This is a genomic window from Neorhizobium sp. USDA 3394, from assembly GCF_056280385.1.
Genome location: NZ_JBWCDU010000002.1, coordinates 1 through 24,565, shown reverse-complemented (window position 1 = coordinate 24,565; position 24,565 = coordinate 1). Strand labels below are relative to the sequence as shown.

The 24,565-nt window shown below is 62.5% G+C and carries 21 protein-coding genes; 12 read left to right on the top strand and 9 right to left on the bottom strand.

The annotated features are described in order from the left end of the window. Window positions 1-269: 269 nt before the first annotated feature. Window positions 270-1,175, bottom strand: coding sequence for a nucleotidyltransferase and HEPN domain-containing protein (locus ACZ9EJ_RS21650; protein WP_046639986.1), 906 nt, complete (start codon window positions 1,173-1,175; stop codon window positions 270-272). A gap of 809 nt (window positions 1,176-1,984) precedes the next feature. Continuing rightward, window positions 1,985-3,430 (bottom strand): DUF6880 family protein, encoded by a 1,446-nt coding sequence (locus ACZ9EJ_RS21645; RefSeq protein WP_046639987.1) that lies wholly within the window; start codon window positions 3,428-3,430, stop codon window positions 1,985-1,987. Between the two features lie 208 nt (window positions 3,431-3,638). Between ACZ9EJ_RS21645 and ACZ9EJ_RS21640 the strand changes: the two genes are divergently transcribed. The 12 genes from ACZ9EJ_RS21640 to ACZ9EJ_RS21585 all read left to right on the top strand — a co-directional run bounded on the left by ACZ9EJ_RS21640 (window position 3,639) and on the right by ACZ9EJ_RS21585 (window position 17,074). After that, window positions 3,639-4,610, top strand: coding sequence for a LysR family transcriptional regulator (locus tag ACZ9EJ_RS21640; RefSeq protein ID WP_476099789.1), 972 nt, complete (start codon window positions 3,639-3,641; stop codon window positions 4,608-4,610). A 26-nt stretch (window positions 4,611-4,636) separates the two neighbouring features. After that, entirely contained in the window at window positions 4,637-6,097 is a 1,461-nt protein-coding gene (locus tag ACZ9EJ_RS21635; RefSeq protein ID WP_046640053.1) for a flavin-containing monooxygenase, read from the top strand. Between the two features lie 34 nt (window positions 6,098-6,131). Then, a complete protein-coding gene (locus ACZ9EJ_RS21630) occupies window positions 6,132-7,049 on the top strand; it encodes an ABC transporter permease (protein ID WP_046629809.1) in 918 nt (305 codons plus the stop codon). An 8-nt stretch (window positions 7,050-7,057) separates the two neighbouring features. Continuing rightward, window positions 7,058-7,915 (top strand): ABC transporter permease, encoded by an 858-nt coding sequence (locus ACZ9EJ_RS21625; protein ID WP_046640054.1) that lies wholly within the window; start codon window positions 7,058-7,060, stop codon window positions 7,913-7,915. Next, window positions 7,912-9,102 carry a M24 family metallopeptidase gene (locus ACZ9EJ_RS21620; RefSeq protein WP_046639989.1) on the top strand — a complete coding sequence of 397 codons (1,191 nt, stop codon included), beginning with the start codon at window positions 7,912-7,914 and terminating at the stop codon, window positions 9,100-9,102. The genes ACZ9EJ_RS21625 and ACZ9EJ_RS21620 overlap by 4 nt, the downstream gene beginning before the upstream one ends. Before the next feature lie 7 nt (window positions 9,103-9,109). Then, on the top strand, window positions 9,110-10,120 hold the full coding sequence (locus tag ACZ9EJ_RS21615) for an ABC transporter ATP-binding protein (protein WP_046639990.1): 1,011 nt from the start codon (window positions 9,110-9,112) through the stop codon (window positions 10,118-10,120). Next, window positions 10,117-11,034: an ABC transporter ATP-binding protein gene (locus ACZ9EJ_RS21610; RefSeq protein ID WP_046629711.1), complete on the top strand. Its 918-nt coding sequence runs from the start codon at window positions 10,117-10,119 to the stop codon at window positions 11,032-11,034. Before ACZ9EJ_RS21615 ends, ACZ9EJ_RS21610 begins: the two co-directional genes overlap by 4 nt. A gap of 4 nt (window positions 11,035-11,038) precedes the next feature. Then, window positions 11,039-13,315 carry a molybdopterin-dependent oxidoreductase gene (locus ACZ9EJ_RS21605; RefSeq protein WP_046639991.1) on the top strand — a complete coding sequence of 759 codons (2,277 nt, stop codon included), beginning with the start codon at window positions 11,039-11,041 and terminating at the stop codon, window positions 13,313-13,315. Further along, window positions 13,308-13,805: a CMD domain-containing protein gene (locus ACZ9EJ_RS21600; RefSeq protein ID WP_046629709.1), complete on the top strand. Its 498-nt coding sequence runs from the start codon at window positions 13,308-13,310 to the stop codon at window positions 13,803-13,805. The genes ACZ9EJ_RS21605 and ACZ9EJ_RS21600 overlap by 8 nt, the downstream gene beginning before the upstream one ends. Next, window positions 13,802-14,380, top strand: a complete 579-nt coding sequence (locus tag ACZ9EJ_RS21595) for a peroxidase-related enzyme (RefSeq protein ID WP_046639992.1) — start codon at window positions 13,802-13,804, stop codon at window positions 14,378-14,380. Before ACZ9EJ_RS21600 ends, ACZ9EJ_RS21595 begins: the two co-directional genes overlap by 4 nt. 193 nt (window positions 14,381-14,573) lie before the next feature. Continuing rightward, window positions 14,574-16,079 (top strand): ABC transporter substrate-binding protein, encoded by a 1,506-nt coding sequence (locus ACZ9EJ_RS21590; RefSeq protein WP_046640055.1) that lies wholly within the window; start codon window positions 14,574-14,576, stop codon window positions 16,077-16,079. 152 nt (window positions 16,080-16,231) lie between these two features. After that, window positions 16,232-17,074, top strand: a complete 843-nt coding sequence (locus ACZ9EJ_RS21585; protein ID WP_046639993.1) for an alpha/beta fold hydrolase — start codon at window positions 16,232-16,234, stop codon at window positions 17,072-17,074. A gap of 138 nt (window positions 17,075-17,212) precedes the next feature. Here the strand turns inward: ACZ9EJ_RS21585 and ACZ9EJ_RS21580 are convergent, their stop codons facing one another. The 7 genes from ACZ9EJ_RS21580 to ACZ9EJ_RS21550 all read right to left on the bottom strand — a co-directional run. Continuing rightward, entirely contained in the window at window positions 17,213-18,256 is a 1,044-nt protein-coding gene (locus ACZ9EJ_RS21580) for a sn-glycerol-3-phosphate import ATP-binding protein UgpC (RefSeq protein WP_046639994.1), read from the bottom strand. After that, window positions 18,256-19,104, bottom strand: coding sequence for a sn-glycerol-3-phosphate ABC transporter permease UgpE (gene ugpE / locus ACZ9EJ_RS21575; RefSeq protein ID WP_046639995.1), 849 nt, complete (start codon window positions 19,102-19,104; stop codon window positions 18,256-18,258). Before ugpE ends, ACZ9EJ_RS21580 begins: the two co-directional genes overlap by 1 nt. A gap of 9 nt (window positions 19,105-19,113) precedes the next feature. Further along, window positions 19,114-19,995 (bottom strand): sn-glycerol-3-phosphate ABC transporter permease UgpA, encoded by an 882-nt coding sequence (gene ugpA / locus ACZ9EJ_RS21570; protein ID WP_046639996.1) that lies wholly within the window; start codon window positions 19,993-19,995, stop codon window positions 19,114-19,116. A gap of 66 nt (window positions 19,996-20,061) precedes the next feature. Next, window positions 20,062-21,366, bottom strand: coding sequence for a sn-glycerol-3-phosphate ABC transporter substrate-binding protein UgpB (gene ugpB / locus ACZ9EJ_RS21565; protein WP_046629703.1), 1,305 nt, complete (start codon window positions 21,364-21,366; stop codon window positions 20,062-20,064). A gap of 105 nt (window positions 21,367-21,471) precedes the next feature. Beyond that, window positions 21,472-22,293 carry an inositol monophosphatase family protein gene (locus tag ACZ9EJ_RS21560; protein ID WP_046640056.1) on the bottom strand — a complete coding sequence of 274 codons (822 nt, stop codon included), beginning with the start codon at window positions 22,291-22,293 and terminating at the stop codon, window positions 21,472-21,474. A gap of 29 nt (window positions 22,294-22,322) precedes the next feature. Beyond that, the gene (locus ACZ9EJ_RS21555; protein ID WP_046629702.1) at window positions 22,323-23,384 is read right to left on the bottom strand and encodes an ABC transporter ATP-binding protein; all 1,062 of its coding nucleotides are present in this window, start codon (window positions 23,382-23,384) and stop codon (window positions 22,323-22,325) included. After that, the coding region (locus tag ACZ9EJ_RS21550; protein WP_476099783.1) for an ABC transporter permease at window positions 23,381-24,565 on the bottom strand (1,185 nt) is incomplete at its 5' end. The genes ACZ9EJ_RS21555 and ACZ9EJ_RS21550, both read right to left, overlap by 4 nt.

Genomic DNA, 24,565 nt, shown 5'->3' with positions numbered 1-24,565 from the left:
GAAGGAATTGACGGGCAGGGCCCGACTACAATAGACGCAGCAGCGTTGACGCACATCAACGCGCAACGACGAGAACTGCACTCACCGCTGGGTTCTGGTGACCTGAGGGGCTGGGCCGACAGCCATGGTTCAAGGGCAGAAGGGCGTGAAAATTCTCCCTCGTGCTCGAATATCAAGGCTAATCACTGGACGCTGCTGAACCGGACAAAGACGCGCGCATCTCGAATGCGTACGGCTCGATCCAATTCGACCCATCGCTTTGCCCCGGCTTACAGCCCCTGCAGTCTTCCGATGTGGTCCCGGCAGACGGAGTTCACCCGTTCGAGCAATACGGCTGTCCGTTCCCCCAGCCACGAGAGAGCCTCCTCGCTGATCTCGTAATGTTTGGAATACCGTGCCTTCACATAGGCTTCGTTGAGCGTGTTGAACCAAGCCCGTTCGCGATGCTGATCGCGCGGGAATGCCTCGGCCAGACGCCGGTCCTGTTCCTCGGCAAGCGAGCGCAGGAACTTGATGTTGTGCGAGGGCAGGCCGTAGTTCGTCAGCGTAAGAAGCACGCAGGAATAGGCCTGCTCGAGCGATTGATGGAGAAGAAACGCGGCCTCGTTGCTCATACCGGCTTGAATCGCTGACATCGCAAGGGTCTTCAGATTCCGCGCTGTCGTAAATCGCTGTTCAAAATGCTCCCTCGCGACCCGCAGCCGATCCACCTGCGAAAGAGCCTGCGGCTCCGCAAGCGGCTCATCGTCCAGTTCATAAAGGACGATGCCTTCCTTGCGGATATCGGAGAAGAAGTACTGTCCCTCCTTCAGATAGGTGTTCACCTCTCGCCTGGAATGGACGATGAAACTCACCGGTGTCTCGATCGACTTGTCGCGAATCAGCCGGTCGGCGGCCTTGTACCAATAGTCGGCGAACTCGCAGAGCCTGCGGTCGTTGACGATGATCAGCAGATCGAAATCGGAGCGATAGCCCTTCATGGTGAACGGCTCGTCGACCCAGCCGCCCTTGGCATAGGAGCCGAACAGGATGATCTTCAGGATCCGGCCGCGCTTCTTGAACTCGGCCGTGCCCTGTTTCAGGGCATCCTCGAACTCCTCATGCAGGATTTCCAGGACCCTGCCGAGTTCCCGTTGCTTCCGCAACGGCATATGGTCGAGGGATGACTTCATCATGAACGGCGATGATCCTCAGGAAGGACAGGAGAGACTCGTGCGTACGAGTGGTTGCGCCATTCGATTCTACACACAGGGGGATGCGCGGGGAAGCGGCGATCGGGAAAGATCGCCGTGCCCGACTTTCGCTTCCTGGCCGTCTCCCGCCAACCCTTCAACGAAATCTGTGTTTGTCCAGCACGCTTGATCTCGTCGACATCTATGAGGCCGTGGCAACCAAGCCTCCCCGTTCCATCCGACGCAGCCGGCTGAATCATCGCGTCACCCGGCCTGGGCGCCAGGTGGTCCAGATCATCGGCGGTGGGAGTTCCCTCGAACCCAGGGCACATCCAATTGCAGCTACATTGCGTGACGATCCGCAAATCCTTGCTAAGCGGAGCATAAATATCGAAATCTGAGCGTGTGATAGACGACAGGCGGTGCGGTTTTCGCCGACGATCCCGCGATAAACCGCCGCCTCATCTTGAGATCCGCGGGGTGTGGCTGGTCAGCCATACCCGCTCCGGCTTCGCCGGAGCGTCCTCTACATCCGGAATCCCCTCGAAAGGTGATCGGCTCCCAACGAGACTGGCGATAACGGTGCGCGCCTCCGTTCGCTCGCCGGCAATGATTTTCGAGGAATCGCAGGATGTAGAAGCATGCTCTTGACCCGCCGACTGTCTGGCAAGTCCCGTCCGAAGACGACTTCCAGCGACGTTTTGCGGCAGTTGCCGGGGGCCACCTACTGAAGGTTCATCCGTGGTTAGTCGCGGTTATATGCGCGCTATGTGGACGACTTCGCAAGGCGATCGCCATCGGGAAAGGAAAGGCTAAATCCGCTGCACCGAATTCCAGAAAGCGGGCTTTTTGCCATGTCGGTCTTTTAGTTCTGAGACATACGCTTCATCGGATCCGGCACTGCCGAAGTCATTGATATGTGGCGCCAACCTCGCGCAGGTGTCAAGATGCTGCGCCGCATAGCGATAGCGGCTGGATCGGGCGTTCTCGAGCGTGAAGTCGATCATGGAGCGCAGCACGATTGTTGCCGCGAGCGGGTGTTTCTCGGCCAGGGCTTCGGCGGCTGGCGTCATCAATTCATAGAGATCGCCATCGAGTTCCGCCTGGCGCGTCAACACGAGCTTGGCCGCTTGGGTGATCGCTGGCCAGCGCAGGAAAAAGGCAAGCGCTCGATGGACCTCCTGAAACGCCTGGGCATAAGCGAATGCCTTTTCCTCGGCCTCCATGTCATCGAAGTCCGGCAGCCGGCGGAGAAAGGCGCGCAGGTGCACGTCGTTCAGCGACTGCTCGAACCATTTCCATCGATCCGCCTGGGCTTCGTCCGCGCGCCCCAGCGATTCGAGCACCTCGACGCGGGCGAGCTGCCATTCGATCGCGACGTCGGGACGTCCTCGGGCATCGACCGCGTCCAGCGTTTGGAGTGCCTCGGCGGCTCGCCCTGCGGAAAGGAGTCGGCGCGCGATGTCCGTCGCCACCAGGGGCATCTTGCGGCTCTTTTCCGGCTGCTGGGCGATATAGGCATCCACGTCGTCCTGGGCATCGGCGATCTCCTGCAGGGCGATGCGCACCGTCAGTTCCCGGCGATTTCCGTAGGCCTGGTCTTCGTAGATCGGCCCCTGGCTGCCCCAGCCGATGACCCGACGGTCGCCTTGGTCGACCGTATCCTGGGGTTCCTTCGACCACTGCACGAATAGACCCTTGAGCCGATCAAGGCCTTCCTTGCCGAGTGCCGGCGCCATGGCCGCGATCAGCGGATCATACTGGCCATGATCATTGTTCTGCACCGCGGCGAAGATCTTGTCGGCTAGGGCATCCTTCTCAACACCGGCCGACTTGGCGATCACGCCGGCGTCCGCGCATGCCTGGTGGAAGCTTTCGATGATCGAGCTGCTTTCGTTGGCCGACCTTTGAAAGATGGGCTCGGCCAGCGCCAGAAAGTGCCAGGCAAGCTCCAGGGCTTCCTTCGGATCGTCGGGGGCGAGGACATCGACGATCGTCTTGCGCTGCGTCTCCAGGTCCGCCGCAACCGCCTTCACCTTGCGCCAGTTTATGACGGTTCGCGAACGGGCAATGCTCGCGAACCGCTTGCGCACTTCACGTGCGATCTCGGCGCCGCTGTGATTGCCGGCAAGCTCCATGCGAAGCCGCCGTTTGTTTGCGGCGCTGCCGGTGCTGATCTCGATGAGCAGTTCGGCGAGACGCGGCGCGCCGAGGGCCTCCAGATTTTTGGCGTTGAGGGTCGTTGTCTTGGCTGCCATGGACTTCCGCTGTCGTTCACATCGGACATTAGCCCTGCGGCCGGATGGCGCAAGGCCTGGGGGATTATTCTCGGCGTCCCACCTCCAGCGGATCAAACTTTCCAAAAGACTACGAAATAGGCACAAATTTTGTTTGCTTAAAAAGATAACCATGCAATATTTGAATTGATAAGGGTCAATGCTGCATTTTGCGCATTATAGGTCGGCGATGGAAATCAAGCAGCTCGAAGTGTTCCTCGCAGTCATGTCGGCAGGCAGCATCACCGCCGCCGCGCGGCTGCTCGACCGCTCGCAGTCGCAGGTGACGCGGCTCATTCAGGAACTCGAATCCTCCGTCGGCTTTGCGCTTTTTGACCGCAACGGTCCCCGCATCACGCCGACATCGAGGGCGATCGCCTTTCATTCGGATGCCGAGCGGTTCCTCACCGGCATCGGCCAGCTCAAGGAGCGCGCCAGAAATATCCTTTCGGAAGAGCCGGCGCCGATCGAGATTGCTGCGATCCCGGCATTTGCCAGTGGATTGGTGCCGCTCGCGCTTGCGGAGATGCCGACCAGCCTCATTCCGCGGAATGTGCATCTGCGCAGCATTTCGGCCGAGGCGGCCGTCCAGTCGGTGCTTGCCCGCACCGCGGATTTCTGCGTCGCGTCGCTGCCGGTCGAGCATCCGGGCCTGGACGTGCACGGCCTGTTCCAAGCGCCTTGCGTGGCGGCCGTGGCGGCGGACGATCCTCTGGCGGACAAGGACATCATCTCGGTTCGCGACCTGGCCGACCGCTGCCTCATCACCATGGCCAATCCCTTCCGGCTGCGTCGCCGCGTCAATCAGGCGCTTGAGGCAGCCGATGTTCGGCCCTCGCGCGTCGTCGATACCAATGCGGCGCTGAATGCGCTGCAGCTTGCCTCCACCGGTTTCGGGGTCTCCATCGTTGAGCCCGCGACCGCCTACGGTCTCCAGCTCAAGAATGTCGAGATCCGCCCGCTCGATGTCGACATCCCGTTTCTCTGGGGCATTTTCTCGGCCGCTTCCAAGCCGCTTTCGGAAGGAGTTCTGGAGCTCATCCAGTTGATCATCAGGATTTCGGCCGCCCGCATACCGGGCTTCGTGGCGCATGATCCCGGCCATATCGAACGTGTGGCGGATGCGACTTTCGGCGCCGGCGCGAACGCACAGGAGCAGTGATTTTGAAGGCGCAGGACGCACAGCGGATGAAAGGCCTGGAAGCGCTTGAACAGCGGCTTGCCGAGGACCTGTCGTTTCTCGAGCTCCCTCCCAAGGAGTGGGTGCCGGCGACCGAATATGAGGGTGTCGACGTTTTCGATACCGTCGTAATCGGCGCCGGCATGTGCGGCCTGGTGGCGACCGCCTCGCTGAAAATGCTCGGCATCCATAACGTCGTCTGCCTCGACCGTTCTCCCGCCGGGCAGGAGGGACCGTGGGTGACGTTCGCGCGCATGGAAACGCTGCGCTCTCCCAAACAGCTGCCGGGGCCGGCGCTCGGCCTGCCGGCGCTGACATTCAGGGCATGGTATGTTTCGCAGTTCGGCGCGCAGGCATGGGACGCGCTCGGCAAGATCCCCAAATCGCAGTGGATGGACTACCTGATCTGGTACCGCCGCGTGCTTCAGCTGCCGGTCCGCAATCTTGTCACCGTCACCGGCATGATCCCGGTCAGCCAGGACCTGATCGCCCTCGACGTTTCGGATGTCCAAAGCGGCAGGCAGGAACGGCTTTATGCCCGGCACGTGGTTCTGGCGACGGGCCGCGACGGCCTCGGCGGCGGTTACGTGCCGGAATTCGTCGAGCGCGTACGGCCAAAATTCTGGGCCCATTCCGCCGACGAGATCGATTTTTCGGCCCTGAAGGGCAAGCGCGTCGCGGTCGTCGGGGCCGGGGCCTCCGCCATGGACAATGCGGCCACCGCGCTCGAAGCCGGTGCCGGCCAGGTCGACATGATCATAAGGCGCAAGGAACTTCCGCGCATCAACAAGTTCACCGGCATCGCCAGCCAGGGTGTCGTCCAGGGTTTTGCCGGCCTCAGCGATGCGTGGAAATGGAAATTTCTCGACTATGTGCTCGACGCCCAGACGCCACCACCGCGCGATTCCACTCTGCGGGTGTCGCAACATCAAAACAGCCGGTTTTTCCTCGGCACGGCGGTGACCGGCCTGCGGGAAAGCGGCGACCATATCGTCGTCGAAACCAGCCGCGGCGATGTCGACTATGATTTCGCGATCTTCGCCACCGGCTTTCGGGTCGATCTCGACCGCCGTCCGGAACTTAAGCATTTCGCGCCTCATATCCAGTTCTGGAGCGACGTCTTTACGCCCGAAAAGGGCATGGAAAATGGCGAGCTCGCCACGTCTCCTTATCTCGGTCCCGATTTCGAGTTTCTCGAAAAGGTCCCCGGCAGCTGCCCGGCGCTGCGTCTCGTCCATTGCTTCAACTATCCGGCCTCGCTCAGCCACGGCAAGTTGTCGGGCGACATACCGGCGGTCAGCGACGGCGGACGCCGGCTTGCACGCGGCATTGCCCGCAATCTCTTCGTCGCCGACCGCGAAACCCATTTCGCCAATCTCGTCGCCTTCGAAACACCGGAGCTGCTCGGCGACGAGTGGACGGATTCCGCCGCGTTGATCCCGGCCATCCTCAAGGGAGCGGCCGAATGACGACCGTCATCCTCCATCGAACGAGGTGCTGGCCGTGACCCGCTATCTTGTCGGCAAGCTGGCAGAATCGCTGCTCGCCCTATGGGGCGTGATCACGATCGTTTTTTTCGTAAGCCGCGTTCTCGGCGACCCGGCCGTGCTTCTGCTGCCGGTCGGTGCCGGCCAGCAGGACCTCGACGCGCTTCGAGCTTCACTTGGCCTCGATCGCCCCATCCTCGAACAATATCTGATCTCCGTTCTGGCCATGGTGCGGGGCGATTTCGGCATTTCGTTCCAGCACCAGCGCCCTGCCATGGACGTCGTTCTCGAACGCATGCCGGTAACCGCCACGCTCGCCGGTACCGCGCTTGTGTTCGGAACGCTGATTGGAGCGGTGGCCGGCGCCATCGCGGCGCTGAAACGCGGCACCATCTCGGAATTCATCGTCATGGTGGCGGCTCTTCTGGGCCAGGCGACACCGGTTTTCTGGCTCGGCATCATGCTGATCCTGGTATTTTCGGTCGACCTCGGCTGGTTCCCGACAGGCGGCTCGGGAACGATCGCGCATCTCGTGCTGCCGGGACTGACGCTGTCGGTCTTCGTGTCGGCCTCGATCGCCCGTCTGCTCCGCTCGTCGCTGCTCGACATCATGCGTGAGGATTACGTTCGAACCGCGCGCGCCAAGGGCCTGCTGCCGCGCACCGTGTTCTTCTGGCATATCGCGCGAAACGCGCTGATCCCGGTGATTACGATGATCGGTATCATCGCCGGCGAGCTTCTCGGTGGATCGGTGGTCATCGAAACCGTGTTCGCCTGGCCCGGCGTCGGGCGCATCATCATGCAGGCGATCCAGGCCCAGGATTTCCCGGTCATCCAGGCGGGGGTCGCACTGGTCGCTGCCATCTTCATTGTCGTCAACCTGTTGGTCGATCTGCTCTATGGCGTGCTCGATCCGCGCATCCGTCGGCGATAGGTGTGGCCATGAAAGCGTTCTTCCTCGCCCTCCTGAAAAGCCGCGCCGGACTGTTCGGTTTCCTGCTGGTCTCGCTCTTCGTACTGGCCGCAATTCTCGCGCCCTATCTCGGCCTGCCGGTGCCGACGCGGTCCAACCTGCTTGCCCGCATGGTGGCGCCCACCTGGACGGGATTGTTTTCGCCCGGCGCCCATCCGCTCGGCACCGATGAACTCGGCCGCGATATCCTGTCCCGCATCGTCCATGGCAGCCGGATCACGCTGGCCATCGCGGCCGCGGCCGTCATTCTTGGCGGCATCGTCGGCACGCTGCTTGGCATTGTCGCCGGTTATTACCGCGGCATGGTCGATCGCGTCCTGATGCGTATTGTCGATATCCAGCTCGCCCTGCCGCTGATGCTTCTGGCCCTTCTGGTGGTTGCGGCGCTCGGACCCTCGACCCGCAACCTCGTCATCGTGCTCGCCCTGACGAGCTGGCTCCGCTACGCCCGCATCATCCGCGGCCAGGTGCTTGCCCTTCGCGAACGCGAGTTCATCCTGTCGGCCCATGCGATCGGTGCGGGGACCTGGCGCATCATGCTCAAGCACTTGCTGCCGAACGTCATGACCCCGGCGCTGGTGATCGCGACGCTGGAACTTGCCCGCATCATCATCATGGACGCGGCGCTTTCGTTTCTCGGGCTCGGCGTCCAGCCGCCCAATCCGAGCTGGGGCCGCATGCTGGCCGACGGCCGCGTCTACATCTCGACCGCCTGGTGGATCGTCACCTTCCCCGGCATTGCCATTCTCCTGACTGTGCTCAGCGTCAACCTTCTGGGTGACTGGCTGCGCGATCATTTCGATCCGAAATTGAGGACCATGCGATGATTGAGCCTTCCCGTTCCACGTTACCGCCCCGCGTCGGACGCCTGAAGGCCGGCATGGCCAGGCAGGGCGTCGATGTCATCGTCTCCTTCAAACCGGAAAACAGTTTCTATTTCACCGGCTTCAATCCGATCATCTATTCCCACCCGGTGATCGCCATCCTGACCCCGGACCATGACCCGATCATGCTCGTGCATGCGCTGCGCGACGATCACGGTCGCGCCAGCGCCTGGGTGCCGGATATCCGCCTTTATGGTTCCTGGTCGACCAAGGTCACCATGGGGCCGAACTGGCAGGATGCGCTGGCCTCGATCCTCGGCGATCTCGGCGTGGCCGGCAAGACCGTCGGCATCGAGGAGGAATTCATCTCGATCCAGCGGGCCGGTCAGTTGCGCAAGGCGCTGCCGGACGCGGCATTCGCCGATGTCAGCCATCTGATCGACCATTGCCGCCTGATCAAGGACCCGGACGAGATCGCCAATGCCCGCATCGCGGCGCGGGCGGCCGATCTTGGCATGGATACGGCGGTCGCAACCCTTGCCGCCGGCGGCAACGAGCGGGAAGTCGCCATCGCCTCCATGCATGCGATGAACAAACTGTGGGCCGCCGAATATCCCGATGTCGAGGTCTGCGACTTCGGCTCGCTGGAAGGCGGGGTCCAGAACGGCATGGCGACCTGGGTGCTTTCGGGGCCGCGCATGTTCTACAATTGCGACAACCCCACCCAGCGCAAGCCTCAGCGCGGCGAGGCCGTCTCGGTGCTGATCTGGACGATCGCCAACGGCATCCACGCCGAAAACGAGCGCACCATCGCGATGGGCCCGCTGCCGGAAGTCAACAAGCGGGCGCTCGACGCCATTCTCGAGATCCGCGAAGAAGTCGATGCCCTGATCAGGCCCGGCACGCCCTACAAGGATCTGTTCGAGAAGACCCGCGAGGGACTGAAGGCGCGTGGTTATGGTGCCAATATTCCGGGCCGCATCGGCCACGGGATCGGGCTTGGCGCGCACGAGCATTCCTCGCTCGACGCGTCGTCTTCGCTGGTGCTCGAACCGGGCATGATCTTCACCTTCGAGCCCAATATCCGCGTTCCCGGCGTCTGCGCGACGCAGATCTCCGATACCGTTCTCGTCACCGAGACCGGCCGCGAGTATCTGACCCGCTCGGCCGGCGGCTATCTGGAGGTCTGAGCGTCCGATGGCACCCCTGCTCGAGGTCCGCAATCTTACCGTCGCGTTCGACACGCCTGATGGCACCGTGCATGCCGTCAACGACGTGTCCTACAGCCTGGAAGAGGGCGAGACGCTCGGCATCGTCGGCGAATCCGGGTCGGGCAAGAGCGTCCATGCCCTGTCGATGGTCGGGTTGATCGCGACACCGCCTGGCCGCATCGTCCGCGGCGAAGTCCTGTTCAACGGCCGCGACCTGCTGGCGCTGTCGCAACGCGAACTGTTCGAAGTGCGCGGCAAGGAGATCGGCTTCGTCTTCCAGGATCCGATGACCTCGCTCAATCCGGTCCTGACCATCGAGCGGCAGATTGCCGAGCCGCTGCGGCGGCATTTCGGCATGTCGGCAAGCCAGGCACGGACGCGCGTCGTCGAACTTCTCGAACTTGTCGGCATCCCCGATGCCGCCCGCCGCGCCAGACAATATCCGCACGAGTTTTCCGGCGGCATGCGGCAGCGCGTGATGATCGCGATCGGCATTTCGTGCAATCCGAAGCTGCTGATTGCCGACGAGGCGACCACCGCGCTCGACGTCACCGTCCAGGCGCAGATCCTCGATCTGGTCCGTGATCTCAAGAAGAAGATCGGCACCACCGTCATCTGGATCACCCATGACATGGGGGTCGTCGCCGGCCTCGCCGATACGGTTCAGGTCATGTATGGCGGCCGGATCATGGAGCGCGGCCCGGTCCGCGCCGTGTTCCACGATCCCCGCAACGCCTATACCTGGGGCCTTCTGAAGTCGCTGCCGCATGGCGGCCGTCGAGGCGTGACCCGGCTTTACCAGATCCCCGGCAATCCGCCGGACCTGACCAAGGAGCCGATCGGCGATCCCTTCGCGCCGCGCAATCCGTTCGCGACCGAGCGTTGCCGCACCGAGACGCCGCCGCTTGCCGAAGTCGAGGGCAGCGTTGCCGGCCACAAGGCGGCCGCCTGGTACGATCTTCGTGCCGCGCTTGCCGCCACGCAGGTGCAGCCATGAGCGAGAGCACCATGAAGCCGCTGGTTTCGGCCCAGAACCTTTGCAAGACCTATGGCGGCGAGAAGCGTTTGTTCGGCGGTTCGACGCAGGCCCTGAAGGCCGTCAACAATGTCAGCTTCGACATCGCCCCCGGCGAGACGCTCGGCCTTGTCGGCGAATCCGGTTCGGGCAAGAGCACGACCGGCCGTGTGCTGCTGCAGCTCGAGGCGCCGACCAGCGGCGACATCCTCTACAAGGGCGAGAATATCACCGGCCTGAGCAAGGCGATGCTGAAGCCTTACCGGCGCGACATGCAGGTCATCTTCCAGGATCCCTATGCCTCGCTCAATCCGCGTATGACGGTGGGCGAATTTGTCGGTGAGCCGCTGGAGGTTCATAAACTGGCGGGTTCGCGCCGCGAGCTCGAGGATCGGGTCGCCTCGCTGTTTACCAAAGTCGGCCTCGATCCGTCCTTCATGAAGCGTTATCCGCACGAATTTTCCGGCGGCCAGCGCCAGCGCGTCAATATCGCGCGGGCGATCGCGCTCAATCCTGCCTTCATCGTGGCCGACGAGCCGATCACCGCCCTCGACGTGTCGATCCAGGCGCAGATCGTCAACCTCTTCCAGGATCTGCAGGACGAGCTGGGATTGACCTACCTGTTCATCGCCCACGACCTGTCAATGATCCGATATCTCTGCCACCGGGTGGCGGTCATGCTGCGCGGGCGCATCGTCGAAATCGGTCCCTGCGACGCGATTTTCGAAAACCCGCAGCATGCCTATACGAAAGCGCTGCTTTCCGCGATCCCGGTTCCCGACCCGGACATCGAACGCAACCGCCGACCGCTTGTCTTCGACGTCGGCGCCAACCTGCCGCCGGAGGAAGCCGTTCTGCGGCCCGTCGGCGATCGTCATTTCGTGCTGGAGGCTTGAGAAAATGACGCACCTGTTCGCAACCCATTTCGGCACTTACGAAGTCGGCACGGATGCGAACGGGAAGCGCAAGCTCCTGCCGTTCCGTCATGATCCTGACCCTTCGGAAACGGGTCTCGGCTACCTGGATCTGGCCGACCATCCGGAGCGGATCCGCGCCCCGATGGTCCGCAAGTCCTGGCTGGAGAAGGGGCCTCTTGCCGGAACAGGCGTTTCGCGCGGCCGCGAGGATTTCGTCGCGATAAGCTGGGACAAGGCTGCAGGCCTGATCGCCGGCGAGTTGCGGCGCGTGCGGGAGAGCCACGGCAACCAGGCGATCTTCGGCGGCTCCTACGGCTGGGCCAGTGCCGGCCGTTTCCATCATGCGCAAAGCCAGCTCAAGCGCCTGCTCAATCTCGCCGGCGGCTTCACCTCTTCCGTCAACAGCTATTCCTATGGCGCTGCGGCCGTCCTTCTGCCGCATATCCTCGGTCCGGATTACAAGGATGCCTGCGATACCTCGCCGTCCTGGAACGACATTGCCGAAGGCTGTCAGCTCGTGGTCGGGTTCGGCGGCTTCCGGCTGAGCAATGCGCAGGTGGAGTCGGGAGGGACCGGCAGCCACCGCGCCGTCGAATGGCTGCGGCGCTGCCAGGACAAAGGTGTGCGCATCATCGTCTTCAGCCCCGCTTCGAGCGATGCGCCCTCCGGTGCGAACGTCCGGCATGTTCCGCTTCGCCCGAATACGGATGCCGCGGTGATGCTCGGCATGTGCCATACGCTGCTCGCCCAAGGCCTGTTCGACTGCGACTTCCTGAAACGCTGCACGACCGGCTATTGCGATTTCGAGAGCTATCTGGTCGGCGAGGCGGACGGCATCGCCAAGGATGCCGAATGGGCCTCGGCGATTTCCGGTGTGCCGGCGCAAACCATCGTCGAGATCGCCGAAGACCTGCATGACGTGCCGAGCCTGGTCAACGTCGCCTGGTCGCTGCAACGGGCGCGGCGTGGCGAACAGCCGTTCTGGGCGGCGATCGCGCTTGCGTCGATGGCGGGGCATGTCGGCAAGCGCGGCTGCGGTTTCGCCTTCGGGCTGACAGCCGTCAATTCCGTCGGCCAGCCGGTGCGGCGCCTGAAAGGGCCGGCATTCGAACAAGGCCCCAACCCGGTTCGCAGCTTCATTCCGGTGGCGCGGATCACCGATCTGCTCGAAAATCCGGGCGGGCGGATCGACTACGACGGACAGGTTCTTCAACTGCCCGATATCCGGCTCGTCTGGTGGGCAGGCGGCAATCCCTTCCACCATCATCAGGATCTCAACCGGCTGGCCGAGGCTTTCCGGCGCCCCGAGACCGTGATCGTCACCGAGAACATGTGGACTGCCACCGCCAAGATGGCGGACATCGTGCTTCCATCGGCGTTTCCCTTCGAGCGCGACGATGTCGCGGCGGCGTCGCGCGAGAACTGGCTGGTCTACAGCCGCCGTGTGATGGATCCGCCGGCCGGTGTCTTGACCGATCACGAAGCCTATTGCCTGATCGCCGAGAAACTCGGTTGCCGCCAGCAGTTCGACGAGGGGTTGACGACTGACGACTGGCTTGCCCGGATCTACGAAGGTTATCGGGAGCGTTATCCGGAATTGCCGGATTTCCAGGCGTTTCGCCTTCGGGGTTATGCCGCGCTTGACGAAGGCGAGCTTGCGCCGGCGCCGGCGAACCATTTTCAAGATTTCGTCAGAGACCCGGATGCGGCCCCGCTGAAAACAGCGAGCGGCAGGATCGAAATCGGGTCGAACGCCGTCCGCGGCTTCGGTTATTCCGACATTGCCGGCCATCCCGTCTGGCTGGCGCCGGAGGAGTGGCTTGGCGCGCCGCTTTCGGCGAAACACCCGTTCCATCTCCTGTCTCCGCAGCCCGCCCACCGCCTGCATGGCCAGCTCGAATATGGCCCCGCGAGCCAGGCGGCCAAGCTTGACGGCTATGAGCGTTTTACGCTGAGCGAGATCGACGCCAGGCGTCTTACCCTGAAACCGGACGACCTTTGCGAGCTTTACAACGACCGCGGCCGCACGATCGCGGCGCTGACGATCGATGATGGCCTGATGCCCGGCGTCGCCGTGCTTCCGACCGGCGGCTGGTTCCGCCCCGATGCGCAGGGCGTCGACCACGGCGGCAACCCGAATACGCTGACAGCAATCACACCCGCCTCGCATCTGTCGCAGGCGACCGCCCCCAATTCATGCCTGATCTCGATCCGTCCATGGACCGGATCCGCAGGTGGAACCTATGATGGGAATGAGTGACTTGGACCAGATCGACATCCTGTCCGGCCTGAAAGAGGGCTCCGAGCTTTATGCGATCCGCCGCGAGCGGCCGGAATTCGTGGAGGGCACGGAATTGTGCCGCGAAACGGTGCTCAGCCCAAACCACGGCTTTGGCCTTAGCCATGCTCTGCGCGCCGCGCTTGCTTCCCGCATGGCCCGCTTCATCGGCCGCGAGGACTTGGCTGCGGTCTACGATTTGATGCTGGACGACGCCGGCAGCGATCCGGATCTCGCCGCCATCGCTTCCGGCGCCGAGACCGCGGCGGCCGATGCCTTTACCAGTGCCGTCATTCGCCATGCCGATCTCGTCACCAAAACGCCGCGCGACAACAGCAGGGCAGATATCGAGCGCCTCGAAAAGGCGGGGCTCACCAATCCGCAGATCATCGCGCTGTCCGAGCTGATTGCCTTCGTCAACTACGAGGCCCGCGTCCTTGTCGGCCTGAGCCTTCTGGAGGAGGTCGAATGAGCATGTCGCGTTTCAAGGTCAAGGCGCTCTCCTGGTCGCCCTATATCGAGCCGGTCGACGTTGCCGCGGCGAGCGAAGAACAGCTGGCTGCGATGCAGGTGACCCCGTCCAATACCAAGGTTTCCGCCTATGTGCGCACGCTTGCGCATGATCCGGAATCCTACGTGGCCCGCACGAAACTGTTCAACGCCATCATGTATGCCAAGGGCGGCCTCGACCGGGCCGAGCGGGAACTCGGCGCGCTCGTCGCCTCCGCCGTCAATCGTTGCGTCTATTGCGCCTCGGTCCATGCCCGCCGTTTTGTCGAACTGTCGGGCCGCGAGGATGTCGTCGAGGAGATCTATGTGCGGGGCCTCGAAGGTCCGTTCGATGCCAGGACCCAGGCGATCGTCGATTTCTGCAAGGCGCTGTCCGAGACGCCGTCGCAGGCCACCAGGGAGCAGGTACAGGCCCTTCGCGATCATGGCATGTCGAAGGCCGAGATCGTCGATCTCATCCACTCCGCCGCCATTTTCGGCTGGGCGAACCGACTGATGCACACGCTTGGTCATTCCGTACCTGTCGAAGCCAAATGAACGGAAGGGAGGAAACAGCATGACCGCCAGCTCGCCGATCGTCGTCCCCGGCAGAGGGATGACCGAAACGTTCTGCGATCTTCGCAAATTCGATCCGCTTATGCTCAAGGACGTCGAATAGAGGAAAAGCGTCTCTTGAGAACGCAGTGTAAGCCCATGAAAACCAACGGGATTTAATCAGAAGGGAATGGACGTGACCAGAAAAACGATCTCCGCGGCAATCGCCGCACTTTCACTCGGCGCCACGATCTCGACATCAGCGCTGGCGCAGGACAAGACGCTGACCATCGCGATCACGAACACGATCAACACGTTCGATCCGCATATGACGGCATCCGTCGGCACCGACCTCAGCCTGCTCAGCCACATCTATCCGTCGCTGGTCCTGCGCGGGCCCGACATGAAGATTGCTCCGGCTCTTGCAACCGAATGGACGAGCGTCGATGACCTGACCTGGCGCATCAAGCTGCGTTCGGACGCCACGTTCAACGATGGCGAGAAGATCGATGCCGAAGTGGTCAAATGGAACTTCGATCGTGTGCGCGACCCGGCCGTCAATGCCCGCATCAAGGCGTGGTTCACGCTGATCTCCGACGTCAAGGTCATCAGCCCGACCGAGATCGAGATCAAGACGAGCTCGCCCTATCCGGCGATGATCGGCCAGCTGTCCATGTTTTTCCTGCTGCCGCCGAAATGGGCCGCCGAGCATAAGCCGGCGACCGAGACCGCCTCGGGCGGCGCCTATGTCATCTCCTCCGTCAAGCCGGGCGAGAGCATCACGCTCGACGCCAATCCGCAATATTGGGGTGCGAAGCCGGACTTCAGCAAGGTCGTCGTCCGCATCATTCCGGATGCCGCCAGCCGTGTCGCCGCGCTGCTTGCGGGCGAGGTCGATTTCATCAACTCGATCCCGACCACGGAAATTACCCGGATCAAGACGAGCGGCAGCGCCCAGGCCGGCGCGGTGCCGAGCACCCGCACGGCCTTCATCAAGTTCAACACACTGAAGCCGCCGCTCGACAACAAGCTGCTTCGCCAGGCGCTGAACTACGCCGTCGACAAGGAAGGCATCGTCAAGGCGATCTTCAACGACCAGGCCGAGATCGCCAAGTGCCAGGTGACGTCGAAGAGCTATTTCGGCTTCAACGCCGATCTGAAGCCTTACGCCTATGACCCGGAAAAGGCGGCCGACCTTTTGAAGAAGGCAGGCGGTGCGCCGGCCGAGCCGATCGAAATCGAAGTGCCGACCGGCATCTACCTCAATGGCGAGGAAGTCGTCCAGGCTGTCGCCAGCCAGCTGGAAGAGATCGGCGTCAAGACCAAGATCGTCGAGATGCAGTTCAGCGCCTATATGGACAAGTATCTGAAGACCAAGGATCTCGGCCGCATGAGCCTGCTCAGCCAGGCCTGGCCGACGATCGATGCCGACGGTCTTCTGACCCTGTTCGCGCCAGGCAACATGTACGCCTATTGGGAGAATGCCGATTTCGGCAAGGCCCTGGCGGACGGCCGCTCGACCATGGATGTGGCCAAGCGCCAGGCCGCCTACAAGAAGGCGACCGAGGTGATGTGCGACGAGGCGCCGGCGCTCTTCCTCTATACCCAGCCCGCCACCTACGGCCTGTCCAAGCGTATCACCTGGACCGCCCGGGGCGACGACTGGGTCCGCGCTTTCGACATGAAGCCTGCGGCCAACTGAGCCCAGGACGCCAAAATTTGCCATCCCGTTTCACAAGAGGCGGGATGGTCTTCCATTGGCTGATGACAGTTGTTGGATCCAGCATCCGCCGGACGATTGGCGATCCGGCACATGCACGTACCCAGACGCCCATATCAGAATAGGATAGTCCCATGCCGACAGTGACACTCAACAACGCCACCTTCGTCTATGACGACATCGGCAATCCCGATGCCGAGCCGATCATTGCGCTGCATGGCGGGCGCGGCATCGGCGACCGCCACGGAGAGTTCAACGCCTACAAGGTCCTGTCGGACCAATATCGGGTCATCGCCTATGATCAGCGCGGCTGCGGGGAGACGAGCCTGACGCCGCCCTATACGTTCGAGCAGCTGGCCGATGACGTCGAAGCCTTTCGTATGAACCTGTGCGGCGGCCGCAAGATCATTCTCGAGGGCGGCTCGTTCGGCGGCATGATCGCGCTCACCTACGCCGTGAAATATGGCCAGAACCTGTCGCGACTGATCCTGCGCGGGACTGCCGCGAGCTATCACCACGAAGACGATGCCATGGTGGTGTTCAAGCAGCGGATCCACAAGGCGACGAGCGCGTCGCTCGACATGCTCGACAAGATGTTCTCCGACAGGGTCAAGGACGATACCGAACTGCGCCTGATCTGGCTGGCGTTGCAGCCGCTCTATTACGAAAAATTCGATCCGGATGCCGCGCTGGAGCGCACCCGCACCATGCATCTGCATGCCGAGACCCACAACGCCTTGTTCAAGGAACGCCTCTACGACCTGCGCGAGAAGCTGAAGGATATTCCGGTTCCGACGCTGGTTGTCTGCGGTGCCGAAGACTGGATCTGCCCGCCGAACCATTCGCGCCTGATCGCCGAAAGCATCCCCGGGGGCGAGCTTCTCGAAGTGCCGAACGCGAACCACGCGGTCCATGTCGAAGCGCATGAGGTCGTGATCGCTGCGATCCGCGAATTTTTGGCACGCACTGCGAACTGAGGTTCGTCGGTGCACGATGCGCGAGCCGCCAGCAGCTTCCATCTCCTCCGTTGCGCCCGTGTGGCAATGAGACGCCTTTGGTGACTTTCTGTGCCAGCCGGCGATCCTGCGGCGGAAGGAAGCTTGACTACTCGTCCCTCAAACCCTCTTTCCGGCAGCATCGAACAGATGGAAGCGGCTGGGGTCCGCTGTCAGGGCCATGGTCTCGCCGATCCGGATCCCGGAGCGGCCTGGGACGCGGAAGACGACAGGATTTTCGTCAGCCGTCATGGCATGGACGTAGCTCTCCGCGCCGACCAGTTCGACCGCCGCCACCTGGACTTCGGCCCTGACAGGCCCGAGAGCATGACCGTTGGCAATCACGATGTCCTCCGGCCGAATGCCGATCGTGGCGGCATTGTTCGGTAGTCGCGCCTCGGGCGACATCTTCCAGCCGGCGCCGTTGCCGAGTTTCATGAGGTTCATGGACGGCGAGCCGATGAAGGTCGCGACGAACGTGGTCGCAGGCTTTTCATAGAGCTCGATCGGCGTGCCGACCTGCTCGATCCGGCCGGCATTCAAGACGACCAGCCGGTCGGCCAGCGTCATCGCCTCCATCTGGTCATGGGTGACGTAGATCGAGGTCGTGGCGAGCGAACGCTGCAGGCGGCGGATCTCGACCCGCATCTGGACGCGCAGCTTGGCATCGAGGTTGGACAGCGGCTCGTCGAACAGGAAGGCGGCCGGCTTGCGCACGATGGCGCGGCCCATGGCGACACGCTGACGCTGGCCGCCGGAAAGCTGGCGCGGTTTGCGTTCGAGGAAGGCCTCGATTTCCAGCGCGCGAGCGGCTTCGGTGATGCGGCGGTCGATCTCGTCCTTTGGCGTGTTGCGGTTCTTGAGGCCGTAGGCGAGGTTCTGGCGCACGGTCATGTGCGGGTAGAGCGCATAGTTCTGGAAAACCATGGCGATGTCGCGCTCGGCCGGTTCCAGCTCGTTGACACGCTTGCCGGCGATCGTCACCTCGCCCGCCGAAATGCTTTCAAGGCCTGCCACCATGCGCAGCAGGGTGGACTTGCCGCAGCCCGACGGGCCGACCAGCACGATCATCTCGCCGTCCTCGATATCGAGCGACACGCCCTTGATCGCCTCGATATTGCCGCCATAGACCTTGCGGACGTCCTTGAGTTCGATTGTTGCCATTACTTCTCGGTCTCCACCAAACCTTTGACGAACCAGCGCTGCATCAGCACCACGACGATGACGGGAGGAATGATCGCCAGGATCGCGGTGACCATGACGTAGTTCCAGGGGGTTGAGGCATCCGCGAAATCGACCATGCGGCGCAGGCCGATGATGATCGTATTCATCTTGGCGTCATTGGTGACCAGCAGCGGCCACAGATATTGGGTCCAGCCGTAGATGAACAGGATGACGAAGAGGGCGGCGATGTTGGTCGTCGACAGCGGCAGCAGGATGTCGCGCATGAAGCGGAATGGCCCGGCATTGTCGATGCGGGCTGCCTCGACCATCTCGCCCGGGATCGTCAGGAAGAACTGCCGGAAGAGAAAGGTGGCGGTTGCCGACGCCATCAGCGGCAGGGTCAGTCCCGCATAGGTGTCGATCAGCCCGAGATCGACGATGACCTTGTAGGTCGGCAGGATGCGCACCTCCACCGGCAGCATCAGGGTGATGAAGATCATCCAGAAGAAGCCCATGCGGAAGGGAAAACGGAAGAAGACGATCGCGAAGGCCGACAGAAACGAGATGACGATCTTGCCGATGGCAATCGCGATCGCCACCACGAAGCTGTTGAACAACAGCCTCTCAAGACTCACGCCGACCACGCGCTCGACGCCGCCTGAAATGGATTCGCCGTAGTTTTCTATCATGTGCCCGCCGGGCAGCAGCGACAGCGGCGGGCGGATGATGGCAGTCGACGTCGCCGTCGAGGCGATGAAGGTATAATAGATCGGGAAGGCAACGATGACGATGCCGAGGATCAGCATCAGATGCCCCATGAGGGTAGCGAGCGGGCGGTTTTCGATCATCAAATGTCCTCAGCCATAATGCACGCGCCGCTCGACGAAGCGGAACTGGAACGCGGTGAGCGCGATGACGATGACCATCAGCACGACGGATTGTGCCGCCGACGAGCCGAGGTTCAGGTTGACGAAGCCGTCATTGTAGACCTTGTAGACCAGCGTTTCGGTCGCCTTGGCGGGGCCGCCGCCGGTCACGGAATGAATGATGCCGAACGTGTCGAAAAAGGCGTAGACGGTGTTGACGACGAGCAGGAAGAAGGTCGTCGGCGCCAGAAGCGGGAAGACGATCGTCCAGAAGCGGCGACTGCCGCGGGCGCCGTCGATTGCGGCCGCCTCCAGCAGGGATTTGGGGATCGCCTGCAGGCCTGCGACGAAGAACAGGAAATTGTAGCTGATCTGCTTCCAGGCGGCGGCGACCACCACCAGCGTCATGGCCTGGTTGCCGTCGAGTAAAGGGTCCCAGGCAATGCCGTTGCGTCTGAGAATATAGGCCAGGGTCCCCATGGCCGGATTGAACATGAAAAGCCACAGCATGCCGGCGACGGCCGGCGCGACCGCATAGGGAATGATCATCATGGTGCGGTAGAAGCCCTTGCCGCGCACCACGAGATCCGCCGCCGTTGCCAGCAGCAGCGCCAGGCCCATCGAGAGCAGGGCGGTCGCGACGCTGAAGACGATCGTCACCTGCAGCGCGTGAAGATAATTCTCGTCCGACAGGATCAACCTGAAATTGGCGAGCCCGACGAAATTGCTTCGCAGGCCGAACGGGTCTTCCCGCATGGCCGATTGATAGAGCGCCTGGCTTGCAGGCCAGAAAAAGAAGATGAGCGTCAGGATGATCTGCGGCGCGACCAGGACGTAGGGCAGGATCTTGTTGGGAAAGACGACGGTTTGCACGGGCAGGCTCCGTTGGAATGCGAACGAGGCCGCCCGTGCCGGGATGGCACGGGCGGCCCGCGATGCTTACTTTTCGATTGCCTGCTGGATTGCTGCGTTACCGCGTTCGACGGCCTTGTTGAGGGCCGTCTTGGCATCCTGCTTGCCGGCGAGCATCGACTCGAACTCCTCGTTCATGATGTCCCGGACCTGCGGCAGGTTGACGAGACGAACACCCTTGGAGTTTTCGGTCGGCGTCTTGCCCATCATCTGAAGGAGCGGCGTCTCGCGGCCGGGGTTCTTGTCATAGAAACCGGATTTCTTGGTTTCCTCATAGGCGACCATCGTCACCGGCATATAGCCGGAAACCTGGTGCAGGCGGGCCTGGATCTTGGTCTGCGACAGGAAGTTGAAGAACTCCGCGGTTCCCTTGTATTCCGCATCGCTCTTGCCGCCGAAGACCCAGAGGCTGGCGCCGCCCGGAATGGTGTTCTGCGGCCGGCCGGCACCCTCGTAATAGGGAAGCTGGCCGATACCGTAATTCATGCCGGTCTTGATGATGTCGCCGAGACCGCCGGAGGATTCCGTCATGATACCGCATTCACCCGAGGTGAAGAGCTGCTTGGCTTCCGACGTGCGGCCGCCATAGCGGAAGGTGCCTTCCTTGGCGAGGTCGGCGATCGTCTGGAAGTGCTTGACGAAGAAGTCGGAGTTGAAGGCAAGTTTCACATCCACGCCGGCGAGGCCGTTTTCATTGCTGCCATAAGAGACGTTGTTCCAGGCGGCGAGATTTTCAGTCTGGATCCAGGTGAGCCAGGTCGAGGTCAGGCCGCAGGGGGCAGCGCCGCTGGTCTTGATCTTCTTGGCTGCCTCGAACACCTGTGGCCAGGTTTTCGGCGGATTGGCGGCATCGAGGCCGGCCTTCTGGAAGATATCCTTGTTGTAATAGAGGATCGGTGACGAGGAGTTATAGGGGAAGGACAGCATGGTGCCGTCCGGCTTCGAATAATATGCGACGATGCCGGGCAGGTACTGCGACTTGTCGAACTTGTAGCCGCCCTTCGTCAGCACGTCGGCGACCGGAACGATGGCGCCCTGCGCACCCATCATCACGCCGCTGCCTGCATCGAAGACCTGCATGATGGCCGGCGGCTGCTTGGCGCGGAAGGCAGCAATGCCTGCATTCAGCGTTTCCGCATAGCTGCCCTTGAAGACCGGAACGATCTTGTAGTCCTTCTGGCCTTCGTTGAACTCCTTGGAAAGCTGCTCGACGACCTCGTTATTGGCGCCGGTCATGGCGTGCCACCATTGGATTTCGGTGACGGCCATGGCGCTCGACGCCATCAGCAGTGATGTGGTTGCGGCAATTGCCGAAGCAAGAACGATTTTCATGGATGTTTTCCTCCCTTTACCATGAACCGAAGATTGGATCCTGCAGGACCCTTTTGGTGCGCGTCGCCCGATCCAGAGGTTCGGGGCAGCGCGCGAATGCAGCGGCTATGCCGCCGCCGAATCTCCTCCGCTGACACCGGCGATGCGTTTGAGGTCGCTGACGGCACCCGGACCGGCCGCGAGCACCGGGGCGCCCTTGGTGAGCCGCCCGCCTTCCGTGGGGAAGGGCAGGAACCAGCCGCCCGCTTCCTCGACGATGCAATAGCCGCCGAGGCAGTCCCAGGCGTGCATGTAGGGTTCGTAATAGCCGACCAGGCGGCCGGCAGCGACATAGGCCAGCATCAGCGCGCCCGACCCAAGCCGAACGAAATTGCCGCCGCCTTCGAGCAGATCGCTGACAATCTTGGCGACGGCTGCCGGCGTGACATGGTGATTGGCGCCGATGCCGGTCAGCCCGTTGCGGATCGTTTTCTTCGCATCAAGCGAAAGTCGCTTGCCGTTCAGCGTTGCGCCCTGTCCGGCCGCTGCCGAATAAATTTCGTCATGGCACGGCACATGGATGACGCCGACGACCGGTTTCCTGTCATGGAGAACGGCGATCGAGACGCACCAGTTCGGCATGCCGCTGACAAACGGGCTGGTGCCGTCGATCGGATCGACAACCCAGGTATAACCGGAACTGCCCTCGGCAAGCCCGTATTCCTCTCCCAGGAAGCCGTCGTCCGCGAATGTTTCGGACACGCGGTCGCGGATGAGGTTTTCCACCTCCCGGTCGGCGATCGAAACGACATCCTGCGGATCGCCCTTGGTTTCGATGATCAGTGTTTCCCGGCGCTTGAAATAGTCGAACGCGACCTTTCCCGCTTCCCGCGCAACCTTTTCGGCAAGTGCGTGACGATCCCTGATATGCTGCTCGTTGTTGTTCATGAAGAAACGTGTCCCTGTCTGCGGGTCTTTCATTCCGCTATGATGGCGATGCCGCGGCTCTTGAGGCCGATGGCGACCTGCGTGCCGGGAGGAAGAGGACGGTCGACCGACGGGTCAACGATGAACAAGGTCCCGCCGCTCGTTTCCGCCTCGTATTCGATATGGTCGCCGAGATAGGCCGTGTGCCTGATCCGCCCGAAAAAGGCGGCGCTTTCGGCCGGTTCGACCGTGATGGCATTCGGCCTTACCGCAAGCTTGCCGCGGCCGGGCCTCGCACCGCGCGCCGGCACGACATGCCTCAGGCCTTCGATGCCGACGGTCGCCTGTGTGCCCGAAATATCGATGATCTCGCAGGGCACGACATTTGCCTCGCCGATGAAGTCGGCGATGAAGGACGAGGCCGGTGCCTCGTAGAGGTCGCGCGGGCTGCCCTCCTGGGCGATCTCGCCGTCCTTCATCACGATGATCTTGTCGGAGACCGCAAGCGCCTCGTCCTGGTCGTGGGTGACGTAGACGGCGGTGAACTGCAGGCGTTGCTGAAGCTCGCGGATTTCGGTGCGGACGCGACGGCGCAGCCGCGCATCGAGATTGGACAGCGGCTCGTCGAGCAAAAGGACCTGGGGTTCGAGGACCAGGGCGCGGGCGACGGCGACGCGCTGCTGCTGGCCGCCGGAAAGTTCGGCGGGAAGGCGACGCCCCATGCCCGCAAGACCGACGAGTTCGAGCCCGTGTTCGGCCTTTTCACGCGCATCCCTCCTGCTCAGGCCGGAGGACTCCAACCCGTAGGCGACGTTGTCGAGCGAATTCATGTGCGGGAAAAGCGCGTAGGACTGGAAGACCATCGAGACATCCCGCTCGTTGGCCGGCAGCATGGTGACGTCCTTGCCGCCGATCAGGATGCGGCCGGAGGTCGGATGTTCGAGGCCGGCGAGCATGCGCAACGTCGTGGTCTTGCCGCAGCCGGAGGGGCCGAGCAAGGTCACCAGCGTGCCGGGCTCGACAGTCAGCGACAGGTCGTGAATGGCCGTGAAGGCGCCAAAAGTCTTGCGGACGTTCTGGAAGACGACGGATCCGGCCTGGGTGAGGCTCATGCGATTTTCTCCTGCTGCAGGGAGGTCGGAACGCGGGCGTGCAAATCCGAGATGCGGTTTTCACGCCGCAGTCGCCGTTCACCGACGATCAGTTGGAAGCCGGCGATGACGGCAATCATCACCACGATCAGCATCGAGGAATAGGCGATCGCCACGCCGTATTCGCCGTTTTCGACCAGGCCAACGATATAGGAGGTCGCCATGTTGTATTGCGCGCTGACCAGGAAGACGACGGCGCTGATCGAGGTGATGGCGCGTACGAAGGAATAGACCAGCGCAGCCGTGATCGCCGGCCTCAAGAGCGGCAGGATGACCTTGCGGATGGTGCGGAAGCTGGTCGCCCCAAGCGTCATCGAAGCCTCATCGAGGCTCTTGTCGAGCTGGCTCATCGCCGCGATGCCACCGCGCACTCCGACCGGCATGTTGCGGAAGACGAAGCAGGCGACAAGGACCAGGGCCGTGCCGGTCATTTCGAGCGGCGGCAGGTTGAAGGCCATGATGTAGCTGATGCCGATGACCGTGCCGGGAATGGCAAAGCTCATCATCAGCGCAAATTCGAAGAGCTCGCGGCCGGCAAATTTCTGCCGCACGATCACATAGGCCGTGGCCAATCCGACGGCGGCCGTCAGCGGCGCCGAGATCAGCGCGATCTCCATCGTCGTCCAGAAGGAATTCCAGGCAACTCCCGTCCAGGCAAGCGAACCGTCGCGGATGGTGACGGAGAAAGCCTTGGCGTAGTGGGCAAGCGTCAGCGTGTTGTCGAGGCCCCAGGTCTTTACGAAGCCGCCGAAGATGATCATGCCGTAGACGACGAGGGTGAAGATCATCCAGGGGATGACGAGCATATGGACGGCAATCGAAAGCGGGCGGGGCAGCGCGATGTGGGCGCCGCTGTCGCCCTTGCCGGTGACGGTCGCGAAATTCTTGCCCGAAAGCCAGAGCCGCTGGGCGAGGAAGGCAGACAAAGTGAAGCAGAGCAGGATCATCGCCAGCACCGCGGCGCGGGCCGGATCGTTCTGCGAACCGACGACGGCGAAGAAGATTTCCGTCGAAAGCACGCCATGGCTGCCGCCGAGCACCAGCGGGTTGCCGAAATCCGCCATGCTTTCGATAAAGCCGATCAGGAAGGCGTTGGCGAGGCCGGGCTTCATCAGCGGCAAGGAAACGCGCCAGAAGGTGCG

Coding starts and splice junctions, on each gene's coding strand:
- ACZ9EJ_RS21605 (WP_046639991.1), top strand. CDS start 11,039: ATGACGCACCTGTTCGCAACCCATTTCGGCACTTACGAAGTCGGCACG.
- ACZ9EJ_RS21560 (WP_046640056.1), bottom strand. CDS start 22,293: ATGAACAACAACGAGCAGCATATCAGGGATCGTCACGCACTTGCCGAA.
- ACZ9EJ_RS21595 (WP_046639992.1), top strand. CDS start 13,802: ATGAGCATGTCGCGTTTCAAGGTCAAGGCGCTCTCCTGGTCGCCCTAT.
- ACZ9EJ_RS21585 (WP_046639993.1), top strand. CDS start 16,232: ATGCCGACAGTGACACTCAACAACGCCACCTTCGTCTATGACGACATC.
- ugpB (WP_046629703.1), bottom strand. CDS start 21,366: ATGAAAATCGTTCTTGCTTCGGCAATTGCCGCAACCACATCACTGCTG.
- ACZ9EJ_RS21610 (WP_046629711.1), top strand. CDS start 10,117: ATGAGCGAGAGCACCATGAAGCCGCTGGTTTCGGCCCAGAACCTTTGC.
- ACZ9EJ_RS21620 (WP_046639989.1), top strand. CDS start 7,912: ATGATTGAGCCTTCCCGTTCCACGTTACCGCCCCGCGTCGGACGCCTG.
- ACZ9EJ_RS21650 (WP_046639986.1), bottom strand. CDS start 1,175: ATGATGAAGTCATCCCTCGACCATATGCCGTTGCGGAAGCAACGGGAA.
- ACZ9EJ_RS21600 (WP_046629709.1), top strand. CDS start 13,308: ATGAGTGACTTGGACCAGATCGACATCCTGTCCGGCCTGAAAGAGGGC.
- ACZ9EJ_RS21615 (WP_046639990.1), top strand. CDS start 9,110: ATGGCACCCCTGCTCGAGGTCCGCAATCTTACCGTCGCGTTCGACACG.
- ACZ9EJ_RS21555 (WP_046629702.1), bottom strand. CDS start 23,384: ATGAGCCTCACCCAGGCCGGATCCGTCGTCTTCCAGAACGTCCGCAAG.
- ugpE (WP_046639995.1), bottom strand. CDS start 19,104: ATGATCGAAAACCGCCCGCTCGCTACCCTCATGGGGCATCTGATGCTG.
- ACZ9EJ_RS21580 (WP_046639994.1), bottom strand. CDS start 18,256: ATGGCAACAATCGAACTCAAGGACGTCCGCAAGGTCTATGGCGGCAAT.
- ACZ9EJ_RS21645 (WP_046639987.1), bottom strand. CDS start 3,430: ATGGCAGCCAAGACAACGACCCTCAACGCCAAAAATCTGGAGGCCCTC.
- ACZ9EJ_RS21640 (WP_476099789.1), top strand. CDS start 3,639: ATGGAAATCAAGCAGCTCGAAGTGTTCCTCGCAGTCATGTCGGCAGGC.
- ACZ9EJ_RS21635 (WP_046640053.1), top strand. CDS start 4,637: ATGAAAGGCCTGGAAGCGCTTGAACAGCGGCTTGCCGAGGACCTGTCG.
- ACZ9EJ_RS21625 (WP_046640054.1), top strand. CDS start 7,058: ATGAAAGCGTTCTTCCTCGCCCTCCTGAAAAGCCGCGCCGGACTGTTC.